The sequence below is a fragment of the Carboxylicivirga sp. genome (assembly GCF_982718395.1).
The window spans coordinates 13,283-39,027 of the sequence record NZ_CEXQWX010000030.1 but is presented as its reverse complement, the minus strand read 5'-3'; the positions used below and the strand labels follow the sequence as shown (position 1 = coordinate 39,027).

The 25,745-nt window shown below is 38.6% G+C and carries 21 protein-coding genes; 10 read left to right on the top strand and 11 right to left on the bottom strand.

Translation table 11 applies throughout. The features are described from left to right. Positions 1–91: 91 nt before the first annotated feature. Entirely contained in the window at positions 92–1,318 is a 1,227-nt protein-coding gene (gene trpB / locus AC4MRQ_RS07975; protein WP_491197135.1) for a tryptophan synthase subunit beta, read from the top strand. Between the two features lie 58 nt (positions 1,319–1,376). Here trpB and AC4MRQ_RS07970 read toward each other — a convergent pair whose 3' ends face one another. Then, complete coding sequence (locus tag AC4MRQ_RS07970; RefSeq protein ID WP_491197134.1) at positions 1,377–2,270, bottom strand: hypothetical protein; 894 nt, start codon at positions 2,268–2,270, stop codon at positions 1,377–1,379. Positions 2,271–2,356: 86 nt separating this feature from the next. Between AC4MRQ_RS07970 and hrpB the strand changes: the two genes are divergently transcribed. After that, the gene (gene hrpB / locus AC4MRQ_RS07965) at positions 2,357–4,843 is read left to right on the top strand and encodes an ATP-dependent helicase HrpB (RefSeq protein WP_491197133.1); all 2,487 of its coding nucleotides are present in this window, start codon (positions 2,357–2,359) and stop codon (positions 4,841–4,843) included. Between the two features lie 197 nt (positions 4,844–5,040). Here hrpB and AC4MRQ_RS07960 read toward each other — a convergent pair whose 3' ends face one another. The 7 genes from AC4MRQ_RS07960 to AC4MRQ_RS07930 all read right to left on the bottom strand — a co-directional run bounded on the left by AC4MRQ_RS07960 (position 5,041) and on the right by AC4MRQ_RS07930 (position 12,704). Continuing rightward, positions 5,041–5,625 (bottom strand): hypothetical protein, encoded by a 585-nt coding sequence (locus AC4MRQ_RS07960; protein ID WP_491197132.1) that lies wholly within the window; start codon positions 5,623–5,625, stop codon positions 5,041–5,043. 53 nt (positions 5,626–5,678) lie between these two features. Beyond that, entirely contained in the window at positions 5,679–6,647 is a 969-nt protein-coding gene (locus AC4MRQ_RS07955; RefSeq protein WP_491197131.1) for a TRM11 family SAM-dependent methyltransferase, read from the bottom strand. Continuing rightward, positions 6,628–7,077 (bottom strand): hypothetical protein, encoded by a 450-nt coding sequence (locus tag AC4MRQ_RS07950; protein WP_491197130.1) that lies wholly within the window; start codon positions 7,075–7,077, stop codon positions 6,628–6,630. Before AC4MRQ_RS07950 ends, AC4MRQ_RS07955 begins: the two co-directional genes overlap by 20 nt. Positions 7,078–7,222: 145 nt before the next feature. After that, the gene (locus AC4MRQ_RS07945; protein WP_491197129.1) at positions 7,223–8,080 is read right to left on the bottom strand and encodes an energy transducer TonB; all 858 of its coding nucleotides are present in this window, start codon (positions 8,078–8,080) and stop codon (positions 7,223–7,225) included. A gap of 131 nt (positions 8,081–8,211) precedes the next feature. Continuing rightward, a complete protein-coding gene (locus AC4MRQ_RS07940; RefSeq protein WP_491197128.1) occupies positions 8,212–9,915 on the bottom strand; it encodes a UvrD-helicase domain-containing protein in 1,704 nt (567 codons plus the stop codon). 87 nt (positions 9,916–10,002) lie between these two features. Continuing rightward, positions 10,003–10,740, bottom strand: a complete 738-nt coding sequence (locus AC4MRQ_RS07935; protein WP_491197127.1) for a DUF4197 domain-containing protein — start codon at positions 10,738–10,740, stop codon at positions 10,003–10,005. A gap of 38 nt (positions 10,741–10,778) precedes the next feature. Next, on the bottom strand, positions 10,779–12,704 hold the full coding sequence (locus tag AC4MRQ_RS07930; protein ID WP_491197126.1) for a YgiQ family radical SAM protein: 1,926 nt from the start codon (positions 12,702–12,704) through the stop codon (positions 10,779–10,781). Between the two features lie 161 nt (positions 12,705–12,865). Between AC4MRQ_RS07930 and AC4MRQ_RS07925 the strand changes: the two genes are divergently transcribed. The 8 genes from AC4MRQ_RS07925 to AC4MRQ_RS07890 all read left to right on the top strand — a co-directional run bounded on the left by AC4MRQ_RS07925 (position 12,866) and on the right by AC4MRQ_RS07890 (position 23,132). Then, complete coding sequence (locus AC4MRQ_RS07925; RefSeq protein WP_491197125.1) at positions 12,866–13,159, top strand: coiled-coil domain-containing protein; 294 nt, start codon at positions 12,866–12,868, stop codon at positions 13,157–13,159. Positions 13,160–13,168: 9 nt separating this feature from the next. Then, positions 13,169–13,474 carry a cell division protein ZapA gene (locus AC4MRQ_RS07920; RefSeq protein ID WP_491197124.1) on the top strand — a complete coding sequence of 102 codons (306 nt, stop codon included), beginning with the start codon at positions 13,169–13,171 and terminating at the stop codon, positions 13,472–13,474. 103 nt (positions 13,475–13,577) lie between these two features. Then, positions 13,578–15,119 carry a ribonuclease Y gene (rny, locus tag AC4MRQ_RS07915; RefSeq protein ID WP_491197123.1) on the top strand — a complete coding sequence of 514 codons (1,542 nt, stop codon included), beginning with the start codon at positions 13,578–13,580 and terminating at the stop codon, positions 15,117–15,119. Between the two features lie 139 nt (positions 15,120–15,258). Further along, the gene (locus AC4MRQ_RS07910; RefSeq protein ID WP_491197122.1) at positions 15,259–16,242 is read left to right on the top strand and encodes an SDR family oxidoreductase; all 984 of its coding nucleotides are present in this window, start codon (positions 15,259–15,261) and stop codon (positions 16,240–16,242) included. 189 nt (positions 16,243–16,431) lie between these two features. Next, on the top strand, positions 16,432–16,908 hold the full coding sequence (locus AC4MRQ_RS07905) for an Ig-like domain-containing protein (RefSeq protein ID WP_491197121.1): 477 nt from the start codon (positions 16,432–16,434) through the stop codon (positions 16,906–16,908). A 72-nt stretch (positions 16,909–16,980) separates the two neighbouring features. Continuing rightward, positions 16,981–18,147 (top strand): MalY/PatB family protein, encoded by a 1,167-nt coding sequence (locus AC4MRQ_RS07900; protein WP_491197120.1) that lies wholly within the window; start codon positions 16,981–16,983, stop codon positions 18,145–18,147. A 2-nt stretch (positions 18,148–18,149) separates the two neighbouring features. Then, on the top strand, positions 18,150–19,175 hold the full coding sequence (locus AC4MRQ_RS07895) for a glutaminyl-peptide cyclotransferase (RefSeq protein ID WP_491197119.1): 1,026 nt from the start codon (positions 18,150–18,152) through the stop codon (positions 19,173–19,175). A gap of 63 nt (positions 19,176–19,238) precedes the next feature. After that, positions 19,239–23,132, top strand: a complete 3,894-nt coding sequence (locus tag AC4MRQ_RS07890) for a hypothetical protein (protein WP_491197118.1) — start codon at positions 19,239–19,241, stop codon at positions 23,130–23,132. Between the two features lie 595 nt (positions 23,133–23,727). Here AC4MRQ_RS07890 and AC4MRQ_RS07885 read toward each other — a convergent pair. The 3 genes from AC4MRQ_RS07885 to AC4MRQ_RS07875 all read right to left on the bottom strand — a co-directional run bounded on the left by AC4MRQ_RS07885 (position 23,728) and on the right by AC4MRQ_RS07875 (position 25,296). Further along, positions 23,728–24,030, bottom strand: a complete 303-nt coding sequence (locus AC4MRQ_RS07885) for a hypothetical protein (protein WP_491197117.1) — start codon at positions 24,028–24,030, stop codon at positions 23,728–23,730. A gap of 72 nt (positions 24,031–24,102) precedes the next feature. Beyond that, the gene (locus tag AC4MRQ_RS07880; protein ID WP_491197143.1) at positions 24,103–24,444 is read right to left on the bottom strand and encodes a transposase; all 342 of its coding nucleotides are present in this window, start codon (positions 24,442–24,444) and stop codon (positions 24,103–24,105) included. A gap of 654 nt (positions 24,445–25,098) precedes the next feature. After that, complete coding sequence (locus AC4MRQ_RS07875) at positions 25,099–25,296, bottom strand: hypothetical protein (protein WP_491197116.1); 198 nt, start codon at positions 25,294–25,296, stop codon at positions 25,099–25,101. Positions 25,297–25,745: the final 449 nt, after the last annotated feature.

The window sequence follows — 25,745 nt, the reverse complement described above, 5'->3', positions numbered from 1 at the left end:
CGTAGGATTCCACCTGCGGCTTTTCTTTTATATAGTATTATTAACTGCAACCTGATGATCATTAAAAATCAAAGGTTTAAAAACAATTTAAATGGACAAATCATTATTAGCCAATGAGGTGATGCCTAACGCAGAAGGCTTTTTTGGTGAGTACGGCGGTCGCTTTGTACCACCAATGCTGGAGCCTATTATGCAGGAGATTACCGAGGCGTACGAAAAAATTAAAGATGATCCGGTGTTTAAAGAAGAGTTATATTACCTTCAGAAACACTACACAGGACGCCCATCACCGGTATTTCATGCCAAAAACCTTTCCGATAAGATGGGCGGAGCGCAAATTTACCTTAAGCGCGAAGATTTAAATCACACAGGAGCACATAAAATCAACCATTGTCTTGGTGAAGCATTGTTGGCCAAAAAGATGGGCAAGAAAAAGATTATTGCCGAAACAGGTGCCGGGCAGCATGGTGTGGCTTTGGCTACGGCTGCTGCATTAGTTGGATTAGAGTGTGATATCTATATGGGTGAAGTGGATATTTACAAAGAACATCCAAACGTGGTGCGTATGCGTATTTTGGGTGCTAATGTAATTCCAGCTACTCATGGCTTAAAAACATTAAAAGAAGCTGTTGATTCAGCTTTTGAAGCCTACCTGAAAGATCCGGTTAATCAATTGTATGCTATTGGTTCGGTAGTTGGTCCACATCCTTTCCCGATGATGGTGCGCGACTTCCAGGCAGTAGTTGGACGGGAAGCCAAAGAGCAGTTTCAGGAAATGACCGGCAAATTACCTGATAACCTCATAGCTTGCGTTGGTGGTGGTTCAAATGCAATTGGATTGTTTACAGCTTTTCTTGAAGATAAAGGCGTTAATATCTATGGTGTTGAACCATCGGGCACCAGCTTTAATACCGGTGATCATGCAGCTACGCTAACATTGGGAAAACCTGGAATGATCCATGGTTTTAAATGTTATTTGCTTCAGGATGAAAAAGGCGAACCGGCACCTGTTAACACAGTAGCATCCGGATTGGATTATCCCGGTGTTGGTCCCCAGCATTCATATCTAAAAGATATAAAACGCGTGAGCTACGAAACAATTTCTGATAAAGAAGCCATTGATGCTTTTATGCAACTGGCACGTTTGGAAGGAATTATTCCAGCCTTGGAAAGCTCACACGCCGTCGCATACGCGCTTAAACTGGCACCAAGCCTTTCAAAAGACCAAACCATTTTGGTAAATCTCTCGGGACGTGGCGATAAAGATATCGACTATGTGGTTGAGAAGTTTGGTAAGGATTATGGGATAGAAGAGTAGCAAAAAGTTAAAAAAAGAATAAAGCCTGTCAGGAAGAGAATCCATGACAGGCTTTTGTTTATTTAGCAAAGCGGTAAGCCAATTTAAGGCCTAGAGTACCCGAAATAAAGTCTCTCAAATCGTTTCTGGTATTAACCGAATAGAATAATGATGGCTGGAAGTTTCCAAATGAATATTGAGCTCCAATATTAACTGCGTCAAACATACGATCTCTAAAATCATTTAAAAAATCATTGGTTAGATTAATTAATCCTTGATAATCAATTCCAAAAGTAAATGATTTTACTTTGTAACCCATTCCTAACATATAACTGACACAAAGGTCATCATCAAGACCAGAATTTGAACCTCCTATTAAATACATGACACCTCCGCTCATAGCGTAAATCCAACCTGATTCTGGATTAGAACTGTATGTACCTTTTACTGCAACTGAAGTAACATCCCAAAGGTATTTTTGAAATTCATACACATTAGCATAGGCGGCATAATCAGCAGCATCGTTGTAATCTTTGGGTGCGGTTGGTAAAAATAGTTGCAGATCAAAGCTGAACACTCGATTCTTTTGCAAGAAACGATTTGATTGTACTCCAATCATTATATTACCTATTGCATTATCTTTTTTAGAAATTACGTCTGGTTCCAGGTAGCCGTATCCATAACCACCTCCGTATCCATAATAATACGATTCAAACTCATATTTAGCAAAAAGCAATGGTATTGATGCTTGTACATTCCAAGTACGATTAATAGGGTATGAAAATGCAATATCGTAACCACCACTGAGCAATCCTTGTTTATCCAAAGATTTATAAAAGGGGTGAAGGTATCTCAGTTCAATTTTAGGAACTGAATCACTTGGTGAAAATAATTGTGTTGACTGAGCTTTACCGATCGACGCAGTAAAGGAAAATAGAATAGTCATCAGGATGACACGCGTGAATTTAATCATAAATCAATTATTTGGTTAGAATTTACGTGAATGTACAAAATATTTACCCGATTTATTCTCTACTTTTGCATCAAAATAGCGGTATAGTGACTTTCAATCCATACAACATAGATTTACCAATTACTGAGATCATTGATGATGTAAAAGGCCATTTAAATACGGGTAATACGCTCATTGTTAATGCGCCACCAGGAGCAGGGAAGAGTACCTTGCTTCCTTTAACATTGATGGACGAAGCATGGCTTGGTGGGCAAAAGATTATTATGCTTGAGCCGCGTCGACTGGCAGCTCGCACCATTGCTATGAGGATGGCTGAGTTAATTGGAGAGAAGGCTGGTCAGCGAATTGGTTACCGAATTCGTTTTGATAATTGTGTAAGTGAAGCAACACAATTGGAAGTAGTTACAGAAGGTATATTGACACGAATGTTGCAAAGTGATAATGCGCTTGAAGGTGTTGGATTGATCATTTTTGATGAGTTTCATGAGCGAAGTCTTTTTGCTGATGTAGCACTGGCTTTATCGCGTGAAGCACAACAAGTGCTGCGTCCTGATTTGCGCCTGATGATAATGTCAGCCACTTTGGATATGCCGCAGTTGACTAAACTCTTAAACGCCCCATCAGTAATTAGTCAGGGACGACAATATCCTGTTAAAATAATTCATGAAGGTGAAAATGATGTGATGATGTTGCCGGAATTAACTGCTCGCATGGTAAGTAAAGCAGTAAAAGAGCAGGACGGGGATATTCTGGTTTTTCTACCAGGAGAAGCTGAGATTAAGTCATGTGAAGCGATTTTAAAGAAACGTCATTCCCAATTATCCATTCATCCTTTATACGGGCAATTGCCACCTAATAAGCAATATGCGGCCATTATGCCACATTGTGATGGTAAGCGAAAAATCATAATAGCAACTTCCATTGCCGAAACCAGTTTAACCATTGAAGGTGTTAAGGTAGTGGTGGATTGTGGTTTTAGCAGAACTTTGAAGTTTAATCCGAACTCCGGCTTGTCACGACTCGAAACTGTTGATATAACATTGGATTCGGCCGATCAGCGGGCCGGACGAGCGGGACGCCTTGGTCCGGGGGTATGTTACAGGATGTGGAGCAAAGCTACGCATAATCGATTACAAGAACACCGAACTCCTGAAATTGAAGAAGCTGATTTAGCAACATTGGTATTGGAGATGGCTCAGTGGGGTGTTGATGATATCAATCAGTTGACCTGGTTAACGCCGCCACCAAAGGGACACGTGGCACAGGCAAGTGATTTATTGCATCAATTGGATGCTTTGGAAAATAATCGAATCACCACCCATGGTAAAGCAATTCATCGCCTACCTTGTCATCCGCGATTGGCACATATGTTGTTAATGGCAGAAGAGGAAGATTTAACTGTCTTGGCCTGTGATATTGCTGCTCTGTTAGAAGAGCGAGACCCATTGGGTAAAGAAGCAGGTATTGATCTGAATAAACGCATTGATGCACTGCGTCGTCATCGCTTGGGTGAACTCAAGAACAAAAAGCTTGGGCGAATAGCAAAAATGGCTGAGCAATACCGTCGTTTGTTGTCTGTTGAGGAAGAAAATAACCCGGTTGACCCATATGAAACGGGACTCTTATTGGTTTTCGCCTTTCCGGAACGTATTGCCCATGCCAAGCCGGGTAATAATGCACAGTTTAAACTAGCCAACGGAAGCATTGCAGTAGCCGGACACGAGGATGACCTGGCCCATGAAGGCTGGTTGGCTATTGCCAATGTCAATGCAAGAGATGGTTTGGGAAAAATATTTCTGGCTTCGCCATTGAACCCGCAGGATTTGGCACCGATGGTTAAAAGTATCAATTCGGTTAGCTGGGATACCAAACGAGGTGGTTTTAAAGCTCAGACAGAGCTTCGGATTGGCAACATCATCTTGCAGAGTAAACCATTGCAGCATTATGATGAAGCACTTAAGATCAAAGCAATCACCGAAGCAATAAAAAAGGAGGGAAGTTGGTTGCTGAACTTCGATAAAGAAGTGATACAGTGGCAAAATCGTATTTTATCATTGCACCAATGGGATAAGGATAATAATTGGCCAGATGTATCTACAGAAAATCTATTAATTACCAATGAGGATTGGCTGGCACCGTACCTGAATACCATTAAGAAGCCGGAGGATTTAAAGAAGATTGATCTGAAAAATGTATTGCAGCATCATCTGGAATATTCCTTACAGGTGCTGTTGGATGAGTTAGCACCTGATCGAATTAAAGTTCCCAGCGGATCAAATATAAAACTAAATTATCAGGCCAATGGCGATGCACCTGTGCTGGCCGTCAGGCTCCAAGAGGTTTTTGGTATGTTGGAGACCCCAAAAGTGAACAACGGACAGGTCAATGTGTTGATGCACCTCATGTCACACGGATTTAAACCGGTTCAAATTACCAATGATTTAGCCAGCTTCTGGAATAATGCTTATTTCGAAGTGAAGAAAGAACTGAAGGCCAGGTATCCTAAGCATCATTGGCCGGATAATCCTTTGGAAGCTGAGGCCTTAAGAGGCATTAGGAGAAAAACTAAATAGTTTAAGACCAACTGCTACCGCCTGAATTCATTCAACTTAGAAGATTATAAGGTATGGTAAACAACTTAACGATCAAACCAACTCTTCACTTGTAACAAAAACTCGCTAAGCGCTTTTAATGCGCTAAGCGAATAGTGGAGATAACCGGGGTGGTATATTTATTCTTAAATGCATTTGCCCCGGATTATAACGGAATTTTAATTATCCAAGCGGGTGAAACTTTTTTCGTTCTCATTATTTTGCAAATCTACATCATCATTAGTTCGTGGTTCTGCTGCATTTGTCTCTTTGATGGTTTTCTTTTTATAAAGTTCCTCATAAATATCAATTAGAATTGATAAAACTATTATCGCCAGAATATTAATCTTTATGAAGTAATTGATATCAGATGAGTTAAGGTTAAACGTAAAAGTAGAAAAAGCAGCACTTGCATTAAACTCGAATCCATTTGTGAAGTCAACACCAATTGTGGTCTTTACACCAGAAAAGAACTCATATGTATATCTACTAATTCCAATTGATATTATCTGTAATCCTTGTAATATCGACGAAAATATTAGTCCGGTCTTTAAACTTCCTTCTTTTAATAACAAATTACCTGAATGTATTGAAAGACCAAAAAGAAAGAATGCCAGACAGAAGATAAATAAAAGAGGTCCGTTAATTTGTCCGGTTCGAAGGAGTAACCAACCAATTAGACCTAATCCTAATGTACCTCCAATTATCTGATAAATTGCAATAATTCTAATCGTTGTTTTTGTGTCTTTAATTCTAAATTTCATTATTTATCTTAGTTTGTTAATTGCCTTGTTGCTTGGTGCTTAAGAGAATTTAATTAACCTTTCTTTTCACACACCCATATACTTCTTGCAAATTTTTTCCCTTTCTTCCCAACAGCGCAGGAATCAGAAATTCTCAGCCCCGATTTCTCTATTAAAGTTTGAATATCTGATGTAGATACAATAACCACTTGAGGGGCTACTTTAGCTGCTGACTCTATTATGTGCAAAGTATTATCATCATCAGAATGGCTAAATAAATTGTATGGCAAATCAATAATGGCAGCATCATACTTATTGCTGATGTCCTTTATATCGGAGCGATATACATTGGCGGTATAGTCATAGTGGGCAAGGTTTTTTCTCGTTGCCTGACAGGCCTTCCAGTGTATATCACATCCCTCAATGTTAAAGCCTGAAATACAGGCTTCGAGCATGACTGTACCAACGCCACAACCAGCATCTAATAACCTATTGCTTTTGTTGCCTTTGGATGCAATACTGACAAGCGTTTTAGCAATATCCATATTGATAGCACTGCTAAATGAGAAAGGTTTCTTCTTGTGTTTAAACCAGGCGGTGTCATGTTTTACTAAAACTCCGAAATACCAAATGTTTTTGTAATAGCATATTGAGTAAGTAATTGATGGGCTAATATAATCGGGGTCACCTTCTATGCAATAGCCAACATCTTTTAGCTTATTAAGCCTTTCGGCATATCCGGTAGAATCACCATCCAACACCAGGTATTCAGCTTTAAAACCATCCATATGAATGTTCTCCTGCCTGATGTTTTCCAACAATGCGGAATAGTCTTCTGCTGATGTAATAATTTCAAACCGGCTTTTAATAAAAGGACTTATTGAGGGATCAACTTTGATATTAGAAAACAGCAAATTGTTTTTTTCTTCCTGATTAAATATTTGTCTTGATTCCAGCTTGCATAATTCGTCGTTATGGATGTCGTACTTAAAGGAATAAATATAGTTGTGAGTGGGCATATACTTATTTTCTTTTAACTTCAAACTTGTATTTTATAGTTCTGGATTTAAACCAATCATCTTTCCACTCTAAGAAAATACTATCATTGTGTATTTCCCAATTGATACCTTTGTAATAGAATGGATTTGCTTTTATTCGTTTCATACATTCATTAGCCTTATTTTTCAAGCAAAATTCTATCGTATTTGGCCAATCATAATTCGCACTCATATTATAGCAGCTATCAACTTCGTAAATACCAAATATTGTATAAAACAAGTCCAAATGGTGATCATATTTTTGAAAGACAAAATCCTTTTCTCCCAGGAACATGTGCAATTGATGATGGAATCCAATAGCATCATATTGTTGATACTTCTCATCATTAGTCCAATAGATAAGACTATCACAATTACTTTGGCCATGGCAAATTAATGTAAAAGTCGATAATGTTACAATTGTTAAAATCTTCATTTTTAAACATTTCAAAAGCCACATCATGAGTTTGGCGGTGAAAGCCAAAGATACGAATCATATAAAATAGTCAGCTCAAATTATGCTTTCACACCTGATGTCGCAATAGTAATTACTCATCTTCCTAAGGACATGATATTTGCAACTAACTTTCGCTAAATGAAACTACCAATTGAACAATGTAATCAACCTTCTTTCCTGAAATTTCCGCAGGGGTCCAGCCATCCTTATTTTCTCTTATATAATTACAAATTTGGTTGTCAATAACAGGAAAATCAGTGTTTTCTATAAACTGTAAATCTTTAATTTCACCATGCTTATCAAGTATAAACTCAATTATACAAATCCCTTCAACAAATTTCTCTCTACCCGGGTTTATTGGATAGCTAATACTTCCAAGTAGTTGGGCATAATAGTTTTTTAAGGATTTCTCTTTATGTTTAGGAGCAATTTCCACTTCCATATAAACATCGTTATTACTTTTTACGCCATCTTTCCTCCATTTTTGGGATGTTAAGAATAGATTATTATCATATTCACTTATACTGCTAATTTTTCCATCAGGATAATACTGTATTACTTTTTCATGTTTTACCAACGGAAAATAGGACTTGCAAATACCTTCGCGTAATAAAATATTGTTATAACTATATTCCTTAAAAGAAAATAGTTCTGGCCCAATCTTTTTTACTATAATTTTATAAATCACATGATTACTATAGGGTATTGTATGCCTGTTAAATCCTACACTTTTATTAATGTAGACGCTGTCACAAATTGATTCATATACATTCTTCTTTATTTTCTTCCAATCTTTTTTATAGCTATAATAAGTAACCGATAATTTATCTTTCTTTATTGTTACTTCTGCTTTTAAGAAATCCGAATAAGAGTCTGAGCAAAAAGTTCTATTAAAAAATACTTGTTCTTTAATTTGTGAAGAAGCACTTCCTACAAAAAATAATAAAATAGGAAGCAAGAAGAATATTTTTCTTAGGTCCATGTTTGGTTTGTATTTCTTCTGTTTATTTAATCAATTAAGCATTATCCATTTTCCAAATTGCGCGAAGCCAAAGCGTATTTTAAAATCATCATGGATCTTAAGTCTTGAATATTGGTATTTTTTCTATAATATCAAAACCATAAATCCAGCTTATCAACCCGTTTGATAATAGCACTTTGACTGCGGCCAAGTAACAGGGCAATTTCTTTAACTGTTTTTCCCTGGATATAGAGTTGTTTTAATTCAGCTTCTTCGCTGTGTGACCAGTATTGATTGCTACGAGCCGGTTTTTGTTTAATGGGCTTGAGGCGAACCTTCAGGTTTAATTCATTTGTAACTGTCTGACGGTCGTTAATGTGATAGCTGGCAGGCAATAAAGAGATGGGGATGTGAAGTTTTGATTTAACCCGTGTGGCAGCTACATACAAGAGATTAATCTCTTCGGAAATCGTGCCAGGATTAGTTTCCTGAGCTTTAATAGCAGGTTTCAAATCAATAATTTGTTGCTCATTAATAAAGTCGTCGCACACAAACACCTGATCGTATTCCATACCTTTTGCCTTGTGTACTGTAGAGAAAATCATCTCGGCCTGATCTTTTTGTGTTTCGTCAACACAGCAATCCTTAATTCTGCTTATAAAGAAAGGAATATCCTTATTGTATTTTTCCACCAAATCAACCAAAGCTCTTAATGATGTGTCGGAAGTCTCTTCCAGATAGTCTTTTAAGTGATCAAACGACGGCATGGTTTTAAGCAAATCATCTTTAATCATATGACGCTGTCCATTATACAAGTTTAACACATCATAGATGGAACCACCTTCTTCAGAAAAAGTGTAAGACTGTAGTTGGCCTTCGAAATAGATTTTACTGACATCTTTCTGTTGGATCAGCAATTCAATGGCTTTGGATACAAGTTTACTATTGGACCGGGCCAGAGTAATCCTTGATTGAATGTTACGATGAGTGCCCATACCTTGGATTTTCACCTTGGGCATTTGTCCCAGCTCAGTTTTCAGGCCCAGGATAGAACTCGATAAGCGTGCAATTTCCTGGTTAAAACGAAAGCTCCGGCTCAGATGTAGTTCAGGAAAATCCAACTGCTGAAGGGCATTGGTGGCAAAACGCCAGCCATAAATCTGCTGATGCTGATCGCCAATAACCACTTTAGTAGCCGGTTGTTGCAGGTAGGTATTGAGCATCGCACCAGAAGCATCCTGACCTTCATCAAACAGAATATAATCGTAGGATAGGAGCGGCTTACTCAATTGAAACTGCTTGAGGTAGAAGTCATGAATAATATCAATATCGCCCCGTTGCATTTTGGCCAGAAATACCCGCGTGTAGTGACTGATCGTTTCATAATGCTCGGTAGCAAATGCCAAGCTCTCCATATTGGTGATGGTTTCCAGATAATTAAGCTCCAAAACTTTTTGTGCCTGTGAATTGCAGAAGTAACGCACAAACTGGTAGATGTGGCTGGCAAGTTTCAGATGGTACATATCGCCACCCTTGGGGCTGAGTCCAAGAATTTGAGCGATTTCAAGCGCTTTGTAATCAAAACGTATTTTGTAGCGACGATATGGACTCAGGTATTTATATGCCAAAGAATGAGCTGTTTCTACCCGCACGTTTTGCAGGTTTAATTGTGCCAGCTTTTGCTCGGCCTCCATTTTAACCGATTTGTTAAAGGCCAGGTATAGGATAGAAGCTTTGGGCCGATGAGCCGCATACTGCAGAATTGTGGTTGTTTTACCAGATCCGGCAACTGCATTTACCTTCAGGTTACCTTCGTAATTAATAATGGCTTGTTGTTCGTCACTTAATGTTAACATGCACTATATCTTGATGATCTTCATACAATAAAAAACGCCTGCAAGAGATATAACCTTACAGACGTTGAAATTTCATTAATAATTCGCTTAACTACCAAATACGCGCTTTAAAATATCATTCACCCTGGCTAAAGGATCCTGGCGGATATTGGCTTCCTCTTCAGCAATCTTGAGGAATAAGCCGTTTAGTGCCTGTTCAGTCAGGTAGGCATCCAAATCCACACTCACCGTATTAAGTCCTGCCATCTGTCCAAATGGATTATCAGCAATCTTATTCCACTTGCTGGTTAGCGTCTCCCATGACATGTTAGGAGAGATGCCGGCTGCAATTTCCTTATCAAGTGAAGTCTGGATCTTTGGGTTATATAATTTAAATAACTCATCATAAGTTGATTGTTTCAGATATTGGGTAGCAGCATTGTTCTCACCTTTAAGAATGTTGAATGCATCGGTAATAGTCATTTGTTTAATGGCACCCCAAAAAACCGGGCCGGCATCTTTAGCTGCATCTTCTGCTGCGCGGTTAATGTGCATGATCACATCTTCTATCACTTTATCACCGCCAGGAATTTTAGAAGCGTTTTTTACAATTATATCTGCTTCTTCCGGGAGCATTATTTTTACCAGTTCGTCACCATAATAGCCATTGGTATGACCTAAGCGGGCAGCTGCAGAGTCTGTACCCACACGAAGCGCTTCACGTAGCCCGCTTGCTACTTCATTTTCACTCAAGGGTGCTGATGCATTATAAGCATCCACAACAGCTGTCAATTCGGCACAGGCGGTTAATACAACTAAAGATAAAATGTAGATAATTTGTTTCATAGTGTTTCTATTCATAGTGTTTTGGATGATGTCCGGCTTTATCTCTTTTTATATTTTGGCTTTCTTTTAAAGTTTTTGCGTTTGCTTTTGTTGGCACTACCATTGGATCTTTTACTCTCTTTGTCCGGGAAAAGTTTCTTAATCATATCAAAGCGCTTAAAACTCTTCAGACGCTCTTTAATTTTATCCTGGTATTCTTTCTTATACCAGAAAAGATACATGCGTTGTTGCAGCTTTTCATTCTTAGTTCTCGGTGTATAGGTTTCCTCCAGTGTATAAGGGTGAACACCCGCATAATAGATCACTGTAGCCACCGTCATGGGTGTTGGTGTAAAATCCTGTACCTGCTCAAGCTTAAAATCCAGATCATGTGTTTCACAAGCCAGATTGGCCATATCCAGCTCTTCACTTCCAGGATGACTCGAAATAAAATATGGGATGATCTGCTGGTTGAGTTGCTTTTCTTTGTTGATACGATCAAAATCGGCCTTAAACTTATGAAAGAGCTTAAACGAAGGTTTGCGCATAATTTTCAGTATCTGATCCGATGTGTGTTCCGGAGCCACCTTTAAGCGTCCCGATACATGATGCTGAATCAATTCCTGCATATAAGCCTGGTGGCTTTCCCTTTCTTCTGATGAAGCCATTGAATTATACAGCATATCATAACGCACACCACTGCCAACAAAAGCCTTTTTTATAGCAGGGTGATCACTGACTTCCTTATACAAATCGGTCATGGCACCATGATCAGTATTCAGGTTGGTGCAAATGTTAGGATGGATGCATGAAGGGCGTGTACAACGCTGACAGATACGCAAATTTTTGCCTTCCATCTTGTACATATTGGCACTGGGACCACCTAAATCAGATAAATAACCTTTGAAACCAGGCATTTGTGTAATGTCATCCACTTCTTTCAGGATGCTTTCTTTGGAACGGGAAGCGATAAACTTCCCCTGATGAGCCGATATAGTACAAAAGCTACAGCCTCCGAAACAGCCACGGTGCATATTCACCGAAAATTTAATCATCTCAAAGGCAGGTATCGGTCCTTTGGCAATATAACGGGGGTGAGGCAACCGTGTATATGGTAAATCAAACGAGGCATCCAGTTCGCCAGTGCTCATTGGTGGATAAGGTGGATTTATCACCACTTTCTGATCGCCTACCACCTGGCTTATACGAGCGGCATTCCACCGGTTTGATTCTTCCTCAATATGACGGAAGTTACGGGCATACTTGATTTTATCTTCCAGGCACTCTTCGTGTGAGAAGAGTTCAATGTCCTTCCAGTTTTTATTTTTGGGTAAATCACTATCATGGTCAAGCAAAAAGGCCGTTTGTGGAATGGTTTTCAAACTTTCCAATGGCACACCACGATCCAACAAGCGTATGATTTCCAGCAAGGGTTGTTCACCCATACCGTATACCATCAAATCGGCTTGTGATTCAGCCAGGATGCTCTGCTTCAATTGATCTGACCAATAGTCATAGTGGGTCACTCGTCTGAGCGAGGCTTCTATACCACCTAATAAGACCGGGACATCCGGATAAAGGTCCTTTAATATTTTGGTATAAACAGCCGAAGCATAGTCGGGGCGCTGACCTGCACGTCCATCAGGCGTATAGGCATCATCAGAGCGGAGACGTCGGTTGGCGGTGTAATGATTCACCATGGAGTCCATGGCACCGGCTGTCACTCCGAAAAAGTAATTGGGGCGTCCCAGTTTTTTAAAGTCTCTCAAATCATCCCGCCAGTTCGGTTGAGGCACGATGGCTACTTTCATGCCGTGAGTTTCCAGCATACGCCCTACCACTGCAGCGCCAAACGCAGGGTGGTCGATATAGGCATCGCCGGTAAAAAGAATTACATCCACACTATCCCAACCGCGTCGTTCAACTTCCTTTGCTGACGTTGGCAGCCAATCTTCCATTCTATTCCTTCGCTCAGTTTTCATCATACGGACAGCAAATGTAGCTGAATTTTAATTATCTTGCTTTTTAAATGGATAACCATGTCGTTAAAAACAAACAATTGTATGATAGGTTAACCATCAAAAGAGTTAAAGGTTTTTTTTTATATTTTAAAACCAATGTTAACTTTGTATTGAAAAATTTGGCCATGACAAATCCAAATAGCGAATTAATTGTTGAGTTAAAAGATAAAATAAACAGACTTGTTCAGCAGTACCAAAGCTTAAAGTCAGAGGTGCAAATGTTGGAAAATGAGAAAGATAAATTGACAAGTCAATTAGAAAATGCATCCAGAGAGTACAATAATCTGGAGCAACGTTTCAACAATTTAAAAATAACGAAAGATTTGGTTACGGGCAGCTCTGAGGCTGTTGAGACCAAAAAACGGATTGGCCAGATTGTGCGGGAAATTGATAAGTGTATTGCGCTTTTAAACCGTTAAGCTAGTTAAATGGACGAAAAACTCTCGATACGTGTAAATATTGCCGATAGGTATTACCCATTACGAATTGATCGTAATGATGAAGAGCGGATTCGTTTAGCAGCTAAACTAATCAACGAAAAGGTTTTACAATATAAACAACGTTATTCGGATAAAGACGTGCAAGATTTTTTAGCGATGGCAACATTGCAATACGTCATTAAATTATTGGAATTGGAAAACCGGCATGATGTTGATCCATTTATTGAAATGGTTCGCGATTTAAATGAGCAATTAGATAATGTACTTTCTGAAAAAACGGATAGGGTTTTTTAGATAAGTATTTGTAGTTTAGAAATTTACCCGCATTGTTTATTTTATTTCTTTAAGAGGAATAAGATAGAATAATGCGGTTTTGTTATATATAAATGCGATAAATATGGAATTATCAATAGTAATAGGAATCGCAATTGGAGCATTATTGTTGGGTGGTTTGGTAACATGGTTGATTATTACCAAGGCATTGAAAACAAGAAGCGAGAAAATTGTGAGAGAAGCTGAGGCGGAAGCCGAGGTAATTAAGAAGGATAAGATTTTACAGGCGAAGGAAAAGTTTTTACAGTTACGTACCGAGCATGAGAAGGAAATCAACTCGCGTAATTCTAAAATGGTAAATGCCGAAAATAAGTTAAAACAAAAAGAGTCGAATCTTTCGCAACGCATTGAAGAAAGCAACCGCAAGAAGAAAGAGGTGGAGGTTATTCGTGAAAACCTGAACGCGCAACTGGAGATTGTTGAAAAGAAAACCGAAGAGGTTAATAAAGCGCATAAACAGCAGGTAGAGCAACTGGAGGCTATTTCAGGAATGTCAGGTGATGAAGCCAAGGAAATGCTGATTGAAAGCATGAAAGCTGAAGCAAAGACTGAAGCCATGTCTTACATCAATGACATTATGGATGATGCAAAGATAAATGCCAATAAGGAGGCAAAGCGTATTGTATTGCAGACGGTTCAACGTGTAGCAACTGAAACGGCCATTGAGAACTCAGTCACCATCTTCCACATTGATTCTGATGAAATGAAAGGCCGTATCATTGGGCGTGAGGGGCGTAATATTCGTGCCTTAGAAGCCGCAACAGGTGTGGAAATTATTGTGGATGATACACCGGAAGCAATTGTGTTATCAGCTTTTGACCCCATGCGTCGTGAAATTGCTCGCTTAGCACTGCATCAGTTGGTGACAGATGGTCGTATTCACCCGGCCAGAATTGAGGAAGTGGTAAATAAAGTTCGTAAGCAGGTTGAAGAAGAAATTCTGGAAACAGGTAAGCGTACTGCCATTGATTTGGGAATCCATGGTTTACATTCAGAGTTGATCAAGTTAGTTGGTAAAATGAAGTATCGTTCATCATATGGACAAAACCTGCTTCAACACTCACGTGAAACAGCTAACTTATGTGCAATTATGGCAACTGAATTGGGATTAAATGCCAAACGTGCCAAAAGAGCTGGTTTACTTCATGATATTGGTAAGGTGTCGGATGAAGATCCGGAATTGCCACACGCTATTTTGGGTATGAAGCTGGCTGAAAAGTTCAAAGAAAAGCCAGATATCTGTAATGCTATTGGAGCTCACCACGATGAAGTAGAAATGACGACAATGATTGCACCAATAGTTCAGGTCTGTGATGCCATCTCAGGTGCGCGTCCTGGTGCACGTCGGGAAATCATTGAGGCTTATATCAAGCGATTAAAAGATCTTGAAAATCTGGCACTGTCATATCCAGGCGTATTGAAGACATATGCTATTCAAGCCGGTCGCGAATTACGTGTGATCGTAGGAGCTGAAAAAACATCCGACAAAGAAGCTGAAGAATTGTCATATGACATTGCCCGTAAAATTCAAACTGAGATGACTTATCCGGGACAGGTTAAGATTACGGTGATTCGCGAAACACGTGCGATCAGTTATGCCAAGTAAGAACAATAATTTATAAAGATAGAAAAGCGACCATTGGTCGCTTTTTTTATTGCTCATTTGACCAATAACATAAAAATAGTGCCGAAAGGCAAAACTAAAAGAAAATGCTTTACTAATTTTACAACTCAAAATTAAAACTATGCCTCAATTAGAAAATAAGAATATATTGGTGACGGGTGGCGCCGGTTTTATTGGGTCCAACCTGTGTGAGAAATTACTTAAACAGAATAACCAAGTTCGATGTCTTGATAATTTCTCGACTGGTAAGGAGCAGAATATTGAGGCTTTTGTTTCCAATGAACGATTTACACTTATCACAGGTGATATAAGGGACATGGACGATTGCATTAAGGCAGTGGATGGTGTGGACATTGTTTTTCATCAGGCTGCTTTAGGTTCTGTACCACGTTCAATAAAGGATCCGGCTACTTCTAATGAAGTTAATATTTCAGGATTCCTGAATATGCTAATTGCCGCCCGAGATAATGATGTTCAACGCTTTGTTTATGCAGCAAGTTCCTCGACTTATGGCGATAGTATACAACTACCCAAGGTTGAAGATGCTATTGGAAAGCCTTTGTCTCCTTATGCTATCACAAAATATGTCAATGAATTATATGCCGATGTATTTGCCCGCTTATATAACATGCAAATTATAGGATTAAGATACTTCAATGTATTTGGCAGACGACAGGATCCTGATGGCGCCTATGCCGCCGTGATACCTAAGTTTGTCAAGTCGTTAATAAATAAAGAGTCACCTGTTATAAACGGAGACGGAACTTACTCTCGGGATTTTACCTATATTGAAAATGTGTTACAAGCCAATGAATTGGCAGCTTTGACAGATAATACAGAAGCAATCAATACGGTTTACAATGTTGCTTATGGACAACGAACTACGCTCAACGAGCTGGTGACTTATTTGCAGGAGTTTTTAAGCGAATTTGATCATTCAATCAAAGAGGTTGAAATTAACTATGGTCCAAACCGGGAAGGAGATATTCCACATAGTCTGGCCTCTATTGATAAGGCTAAGCAGTTATTAACTTATAATCCTAAATATAACATCAGAGAAGGACTGCAAGAGGCGATAGGCTGGTATTGGGAGCATCTTAGGTGATTGTGCCAATATTCAGTAAAGGGAAACTGATCGGAAGCTTGATAAATTTTGTGTGTTCGCGCTTTTTCTATTAAGCGATAGATACCATATTTGTTTTATACAAAACTATAACGGTCTTTGCGTATATATTTCTATGAATAATGATGTGGGTTTCTTGCAAAAATTTATATTTGTATAAAATTTAAACCTATGATCGAAAAATTAACAAAAACCTTAGCTCTGAGCTTGCTTGTAATAACAATGGCAGCCTGTGGTGGAAGTGATGATGATGAAGGGCCAGATACACAAGGCCCATCTGTAGAAATAACCACACCAAATACCACAGATACATATAAAAGAAGTGGAAATTTACCTCTTGAGGCTACTTTTACAGATAATCGTGGTCTGGATAATTGTGAGATCACAATTGACTATGTTGGTGAAATTCCTGGCTCAGCTGAATTAAAAGGTATTGGAACACCTTGGACGCCAGCTGAAAGTAATAAAGTACACACTATCAAATTTAACGATGTAAAGACAAAGGATGTGAATGAATCACAATTGTTTGATATGTCAATTGAACCTTCTTGTTTAAGTGGTGTTTACCGACTGACTTTTGTAATATCAGATAATGCACCGGAACCTAATGTAACAACAGAAACGATTGATATTAAGATTGGAGGTTAGACACTTCAATTCTACAAGATATTAGAGGGCTTCGGCCCTTTTTTTTGATGCAAACATTAATAAAAGACCAATATGTACGATTTTGATAAGCTCATTGACCGATCAGGAACAAATGCATATAAGCTCGATTTAAGAGAACGCTATTTTGGTACGGATGATGTTTTACCTTTATGGGTTGCAGATATGGATTTTGCCGCACCACCGGAAGTTCAGGAGGCAATTCAGAAACGATCTCAGCATGAGGTTTATGGTTATACGATCCGTAAGAGTGAGTTTTCGGATGCAATTGTAGACTGGTGCGCGTATCAACACCAATGGAACGTGAGGGCGGATTGGGTTGAATATTCTCCAGGTGTCGTACCGGCTCTTGCATTTTCAATTCTGGCCTTTTCCAACGAAGGCGATGGAGTGATCATCAACACACCTGTTTATCCGCCGTTTTATTCGGTTATTGCCGATAATGGGCGCAAAGTGATTAAAAACAGTCTGGTTAACTCCGATGGGCGTTACGAAATTGATTTTGATTTACTGGAAAAGCAGGCTGCTAAAGAGAATAACAAGCTGTTTCTTTTATGCTCTCCACATAATCCGGTGGGAAGGGTATGGACTAAAGAAGAATTACTAAAAATCCATGATATTTGTAGCAGGCATAATGTTTTGGTTTTGGCGGATGAAATCCACTCTGACCTGGCGTTGTTCGGGCACAAGCATATTCCTTTTGCCTCCATTGATGAAGAAGCAGCAATGAATAGCTTGTCGTTTATGGCACCTTCGAAAACCTTTAATATTGCTGGTTTTAGTACCTCCTATGTGGTGAGTGCGAATCCTGAACTGTTGAAGGGGTACAAGACTACCCAAAATCGCCTTCAATTGCATATGGGGCATCTGTTTAGTAGTATTGTTTTGACTTCAGCGTATAATGAAGGACGCCAGTGGCTGAAAGAACTAAAACATTACCTGGAGCAGAACATTATTTTAATGGAGGAGTACTTTAAAGAAAATTTACCTGAACTCCATTTTTACCGTCCGGAGGCTACTTATTTAATCTGGATTGATTTCCGAAGCTGGGGATTAAATCAGAAAGAACTAAAAGAATTTTTGATCAATAAAGCCAGGGTAGGATTAAATGACGGTCAGACTTTTGGTTTGGAAGGCCGGGGATTTATGAGGCTCAATGTGGCCAGTCCAAGAGCTTTGATTCAACGGGCTTTAACTCAGATAACAGAAGCAAGAAAATAAGCATGTTAAAGCACAGCCTTCCATTGGTAATATGCCTGATCTGCTTGTCAGGATGTGGTGTTTATATGACTTATCCGTCCTTGAATAATAGTGCCAGGTGGAAGGTTGTGGCACACAATGACACTTTATTATTTAGAGCATCCAATGCAAAGTGGAGGATCGACTCGGTGCTAAATGACGATAGCAAACAGGTGTATCATCATACAGAGTTATCGTCGTTTAAATTACCAGCTTCTGAAATGCGACCGGGCATTAACGATGTTCGTCTGACATTTTTCGTTAATGGAAAAAAGAAGCGTGTGCTTGAACATGTCTTTATGGTTTCGGATATTGAACCGAAGCAGGTTCGCGTAGATAACTACCGGTTTCTGCCACATGATGAGATGGCTTTTACGCAGGGACTGTTATGGTGGGATGGTCACCTATATGAATCAACGGGGCTGGTTGGTGAATCTTCATTACGTATTATTGACCCGGAAAATGGAAGTATAATTCGCAAACAGTCATTAAATCCGAAAATATTTGCCGAAGGAATAGCCTTGCTTGATACGAAGTTGATACTTTTGACGTGGAAGGATGGTGAGGTTTATGAGTTTGACAAAGACTTAAATGAAACTAATGTTTTACCGTACGAACAGGAAGGATGGGGATTAACGCAAGAAGCTGGCAGACTGATTGCCTCCAACGGAACAAACGAACTGTTAATGCTTTCGTCGCTTTATAATAAGAAAGACAGCTGCCTGGTTTATAACCACCGGGGACCTGTTCAATACCTCAATGAACTGGAATGTATAAAAGGTTTTATTTGGGCCAATGTTCTTGGGGTCGACCGCTTAGTTGTAATCAATCCAACTACCGGAAAAGTTGAGATAGAGGTTGATGTTGGACCATGTATTGATCGAAAGCAATATCCCAATGCAGGTGTATTGAACGGTATTGCCTATGACCCTCATCAGGAACTGGTGTACCTGACTGGTAAAAACTGGCCATATATTATTGTTTGGCACCCACCATTCTTTGATAAATGAAATAAATAAGCTATGTTTGTTAACAATTGTTAACAATTTGCAACAGGAAAATATCTACGTTTAATGATCAGATGGTCTCTCAGAATATGCCTTCTCTTTCTGATGATTAGTGGCAGGGTATCTGCCCAATCCGATGTTAAGGAGTTAGAGTTGTTATTGCGAATATTTCCGGAATTAGATGAAGATCAGGATAGTATACCTGATGTTGGATTCGTATATTTTGACCGTAATGGACACATTACCAGGTTAAGGATCAATGGAGCTTTGGATCAGGATACATTGGTAGCTGATTTATCGTTCTTGCCCAAACTGGAACAATTAAGTATTGCCAATAACCGGCTCTCGTATTGCCAACTTAAGTTTGGATCTGGCAATAAACTGAAGGTATTGAACCTTACTGAAAATAGTCTGGAAAAACTGAATGTTGATTTTACTGAATTAAAAGTGCTTCAGGAACTGGAACTATCGGGTAACCAGTTATCTGATTTTCAACATTCTTTTGCTGCTAATAGTGCATTAAGACGAATCAATATCATTAAAAATCAACTAAGGAGTTTTGAGATTGATTATAGCCAACTGCCAAATCTGCAGGTGTTATTACTGAGTTATAATCAAATCGAAACTTACAAGCATAAGGCTGGTAAAACAAATAGGATCCATACTCTTTTTATCGACCATAATCAACTAAAAACTTTTAACAGCAATATTAGTGAACTTAAAGGCTTGCGTGAACTAAATCTGTCGAATAATAAGATAAGTGAATTTGATCCGGATTTAAGCAATTGTCGCGCATTGCAACGACTGGCGTTAAGTAATAATGAACTGCGCCATTTCGATTTTGATCTATCCGGGTGTACAGGTTTAACCGGACTTTACCTGGCTTCCAACAAGATAGAATCTTTTAGTACTTCGTTAAAAGCGTGCAGGCAGTTACAGGTACTCGATTTATCCTTTAATGAGTTAACGGAATTCACGAGCGAGTTGAAATACAATCCCCGGCTTTTTAAACTGCTTCTAAACTCTAACCGTATTGCTGATTTTAAAGTTGATTTGAGGTATTCTAAGGCTCTAAGAGAGATTGATTTATGGGGTAATAATCTCTATAAGTTTGATGTTAACATCAATGCTTGTAAAAACCTTGAGATCATCAATCTTGGAAATAACAATCTGGAATTTTTTGCACCATCATTGCGCTATAATACCAAACTAAATAAGCTTTTTCTCGGAAATAATCGTCTGTCAGTCTTTAACCAGCGGCTGGGTAATCACAGATACCTGGAAACACTGGTGCTCAGGAATAACAGTTTGTATGAGTTTAGCGTGCAACTGAACCGGTGCACTGCAATAAAACGCGTCGACCTGTCTTATAATGAACTAAGTGAGTTTAAGTACGATTTAAGCACTTGTCCGGAATTAAAACATCTGGACATCAGCAATAATGAAATCACTGATTTTCAAGTTGATTTCAGACGTAATTGGAAACTGGAGGTACTTAAGCTAAATGGTAACCAAATAAGTCAGTTTGATGCTAAGTTATTTCATTGTCCGAACCTGAAAGAGGTGGAGCTTTCACACAACCTGTTGCAACATTTTGATATTGATTTGCTTAATCAACACCGCCTTGAGGTATTGGCACTTAATAATAACAAGATCAATGAAGTAAAACTTAAATTATTTAATTGTCGTGACCTGAAACGACTGGATTTATCACACAACCAAATTGATACGTTTAACCTTGATCTGAGAGCTAACCACAAATTGGAAGTACTTAAGTTATCCCATAATAACCTGCAAAGATTTTCTGATCTTAAGGTAAACGGTTTTCGTATGAAGGTGCTGGACTTAAGCTATAATAAACTCAGTCACCCGAATATTAACTTTTACCTGTTTCCACAATTGCGGGAGCTGAACCTCAGAGGCAATTTTATTTCACGTTTTAACTATAACCTGCGTAATAATGAGCAATTAGTATATCTTGATCTGGGAGAAAATTACCTGAGTTATATTGAAAGTAAGCTGAACTATTGTCCGCGTCTTCGTTATCTGATATTGGATCACAACGATTTCAGACAATTTACCCATAATCTGGATAGTTGCAAATTCTTGCATACGTTTGATTTGAGTCATAACCGGTTGGAATATATTGCAACACGCGTTGGAAAGATGCGGAAATTAAGGCACCTGGATTTATCGAATAACCAATTGGCCAACATTTCCATTTCTTTTAAAAATCTGGTAGAATTACGCTATCTTAACTTGAGTCACAATCACTTGAGTTTCCTGGATAATAACTTGGATATGTGTTATAATCTGGAACAGCTGTTGCTTAATTCCAACCGTCTGATACAGTTTGACATAGAGTTTGATGATTTATTTTATCTGACGGAGATTGATCTTTCGGATAATGAGCTGTTCTTTTTCGTTGCTAATTTGTCCAATAGCTTTAATCTGCGAAGCCTGAATTTTGCCAATAACAACATTGCACTGCTTAAACTGGATCTGAATGAATGCTGGTTTTTCGAATCGCTGGATGCTTCCAATAATATTATTGAACAGGCTTATTTTGATTTTAAAGGTTGCTCTCTTCTGAATGATATCAACCTGCGAAATAATAAAATGAAAGCGCTGGATTTAAACATTGAGTGGAGTCCTTATCTAAAGCAATTATACCTTGATAATAACCTCTTAAGCGAGCTTAATATTCAATTATCGATGGGTGTTGAAATGGATTCAATAACCCTTCATCAAAACCATTTGTCGCCTGACTACCTTATCAATGCCTACCAAAGTTTTGCTCAGAATGCACGTTTGTTTACCTATGAAAACCAATATTCACCCAGTTTACTTAAGTGGCAGAAAGTTAATTCAAAGCAAAGTGTTTATTCGTTGATTGCCCGGATTGATAGCTTACAGATTGATTGGTATTTTAATAATAAACTGGTTAAAAGTAATTCCAGCCAGCTGGTCATTAACAACCGTTATTCCGGTTTAATTGAATGTGTTATTGGTCATCCGGGACTTCCGGGCCTGATGTATTCCTATAAAGCCTACCTGAATGTTGATGTGCCAAAGGAGCAGGTGATAGCATTGCATAATTTTTACCAGGAAATGCAAGGCGACAAGTGGTATAGTAATGAGGGGTGGGACCAGATTAAACGTGGAAAACGACTACCGAAGTCCTTCGTAGCACTTTATGGCGTTCGCCTGGATTCTGAAGGTAATGTGCAATCGATTGAGTTGGATAATAATCATCTGCGGGGATATGTGCCTAATGATTTTAAAGCTTTTAATCTTCTGGAATATTTTCATGTAGCCAATAATGAGATAGCTGGATTTATGGCCAATGATGTGCTAGATTCCTCAGTGAAGTCCATTAATATGAAGGATAACCTGCTGAGGAGCTTTAACGTCGATTTAAGCCGCTTGGATAGCCTCAGTCAATTAAATGTAAGTCATAATCACTTGTCGGAATTTAATCCGGTTTTTGCAGATACAGTTGCCCTGCAAGTATTGGATGTGAGTCATAACCGACTGGATACTATCCGTTATACAGCCTATTCACCTGAACTGGTACATCTCGCTTTAAATGATAATAACCTGCGTCAGTTAAATTTGGATCTGACGGACTGCAACCGATTGGATACCATTGATTTGTCAATGAATCACCTGAAGTTTGAACAGTTGACACCACTACTGTATCGACTGCCTAAAAAAGTTGGCAAGCTGATAACCGGACGTCAGAAAATTATGTACAGGTTGGCCTATGACAATGGAATTGGAGCCGTTTATGTGAATGATGTACTGGATAAAACCAATACCATCCAATGGTTTAAGGCAGGTGAGAAGTTAAATACAGAAAAGCATTATATCGGCCTGAAAAGTGATTATTACCGCGATTACTCAGCTTTTATTGAAAATCCATTCTTTCCGGGAACATCTATTCGTGCCGTTTGGTGAGTTGGGAGTTTAGAGGTTGGAGAAGAGAGGTTAGTTGGGAGACAGAAGACGGGGGACGGAAGAAAGGAGAGTGGGAGTTTAGGGTTTAAAGTTTAGTGGTTAGAGTTTAATAATTAGGTTTTAGGATTGAGGTATAAAGTGGTGTAACTTATTGCAGAAAAGACAATTATCAAATCGTTGTTATCCGGTTAAAAATGTTAACCCTGCTAAATGCTACTCCGCCGGAGTTGTGTATGTATTGTAATAGCTTTATCTATAAATATGTATCCCCTCCGGGGATATTAAAATAACTTTAGAGAAGTTAAATGTTGATAGAATTTGAAAACCAAGCACTGCTTTGACAACTAGGCAGGATTGAACTCAAATTATTCCTGCAGAATTTGGATTAACCGGAGAGGGAAGAAGAGCATAGAGAGGAGTGATAAGCTTGGAGTTCTAGGTTCAGAGTTTGGGACGATTTGTTATTTAAATTTTAATTATAGAGATGAATCTGGTAGTTATAACAACAAATTATCAAATCAATAAATTTCCAAATAAACTTTTCAAACTCACCAAATTCGACAACAAACGATTTAGCAAATCAACATTAATCACCCTAATAAGTTGAAATCTCCAGATCAATATCACCATTATTTAATTTTTTGAAATAGGTATGTACACTGCTATCAGCCAGGTAGCCCTTCTTTCTAACCTTTTTGATTCGTACTAATGAAGCAATCAATTGGGAGAAACTGCTTAAGTCTTGTGATCCGTTAATAAGTAAATGGCCACGATTGATAATTGGATGAAGCAATTTTAGCAAAGTAAGCGGGTGGCCCGTCCAATCAACGGTATAAGAGCATAATTGCCGACATTCGGCTTGCCTGCCGGTCTGACTTTTTACTTTGCAATGTTGCAAGATTTGTCTGTAAATTCGATAGGATGTTAGTTGACAAGACTTATATTTAACCCAGAATTGTCATTAGAAAAATTAAACAGTCAGGAAAGGAGATTCAAGATAGTTGGCAGAACACCATAATCCTTTAAACCTCTTGCGTCTTTGCATGGCAAGAGATAGTTTCAGGATCCTTGAATTTCCTTCCTTGATTATGTATGTGCCGATGGCAAATGTTTTATATCTGATGGTTTTTAAAAAATGTTGGGTTTTTCCTTTCATAACAGCTTGCCTGAACAGGCTCATTAGATTGTAAGCCATCATCACAAAATTTAAAGCCGCTTCTGTTGCCCAGAAATCATTCACATTAAAATTTTCTGCACCAAAGTCATATTTGACTTCCTTAATCCGGTTTTCGCAATCGGCCCTTCCCGGTATGTGTCATATATTACCCTGACGGGAAGATCCATATTGGTAATAAAGCAAGAGTATCGATAGTTTTTATAAATCCTTTCTTCCTCAAATAACTTCAATTGTTTACCTGCTGCTTTTGGGCGCTTATTTATTTCCTGACGGACTATGACAAGCCTCCTAGGTTCATACCCAGCATCTGCCTAGTAAGTAGTTTCTCCAATCTCAAGGCCGGAATCAAGGGTTAATTATGTGCTATGTTTGGCCAGTTTCCATTTAATTGGTTGATAAAACTTTGCAGCGATAATGTAATTCATCGTTTTACCTTCTAGATATTCAAAGATTTCTTTACTGTAAAAACCACTATCGCCCTGATTAACCCGACCGTTTTATTTGCTATTTTAGTTAAAGTATCCTCTAAAAAAACAGAAAGTTATTGGTAGTATAACTATCACCCGAGCGCAACCAAAAATTGACAATCATTCTGCAATCCGCTACGAAGGCCATAAGGGGATGATGGGATTTTCGTCCCGGCTTCCCAGGATTGTAGTCCTTCCTCGCACCTTCCTGATTCCCATATCCGGTCATAATGGTTGAATCGAAGTCCAAAGTTTAATTATCGAACTTTAAACTTTCAAAGAACCATTGGTACAAACCTGTGAATACTGATTGATTAGTTGCTTAGTCAAACTTATTAAAATAACGTTGAAAAGCTTTGCTGCCTGCCATCCGATTCCAACCAAATAACCGTTTAATTTCTTCATCCTGACGGGTGACTTCCAAGTGTTCAAAACAACTTGCCCAACACCAGATACCAATCCAGAAGTGCAATATCAATTGCTCGAGAGAGTAACCTCTGTTTGAACCTTGCTGGGGCATGTTCAATGTTTGAAGAACGTCCGCTATTGACATTTTTTTCATCAATTGGTGACGGAAGAAGGGAGAGTTTAGAGGTAGCAGGTTAAGAAAATAAAGTGGCAATTGGGAATTACAGCAAGAAACTATCAAATCAACGAATTCTCAGATAAGCTTTTTTAAGTCTTCAACTTGTAAATATTTTTAGTTTATCAATTTGGCAAATAAATATTTGTCAGCCTGATAAAACGAAATTGAAACCTACAGATCATTTTTATCTTGATTTCTAAACCCTGTAAAAAGTGGTTTGGGAAGGAGTGAACATTTTGAATTGAAGCGTTACAGAGCGGGGGAAATGATTCATGTTTGACTACTGAATTTTTCTCTCGATAGGAACCAAAATAGCTTTAATTTGCATGGTTGTATCATCCTTTTCAGCCATTTTGGCAGCTCCCTTGAGAGGTACAGGATTT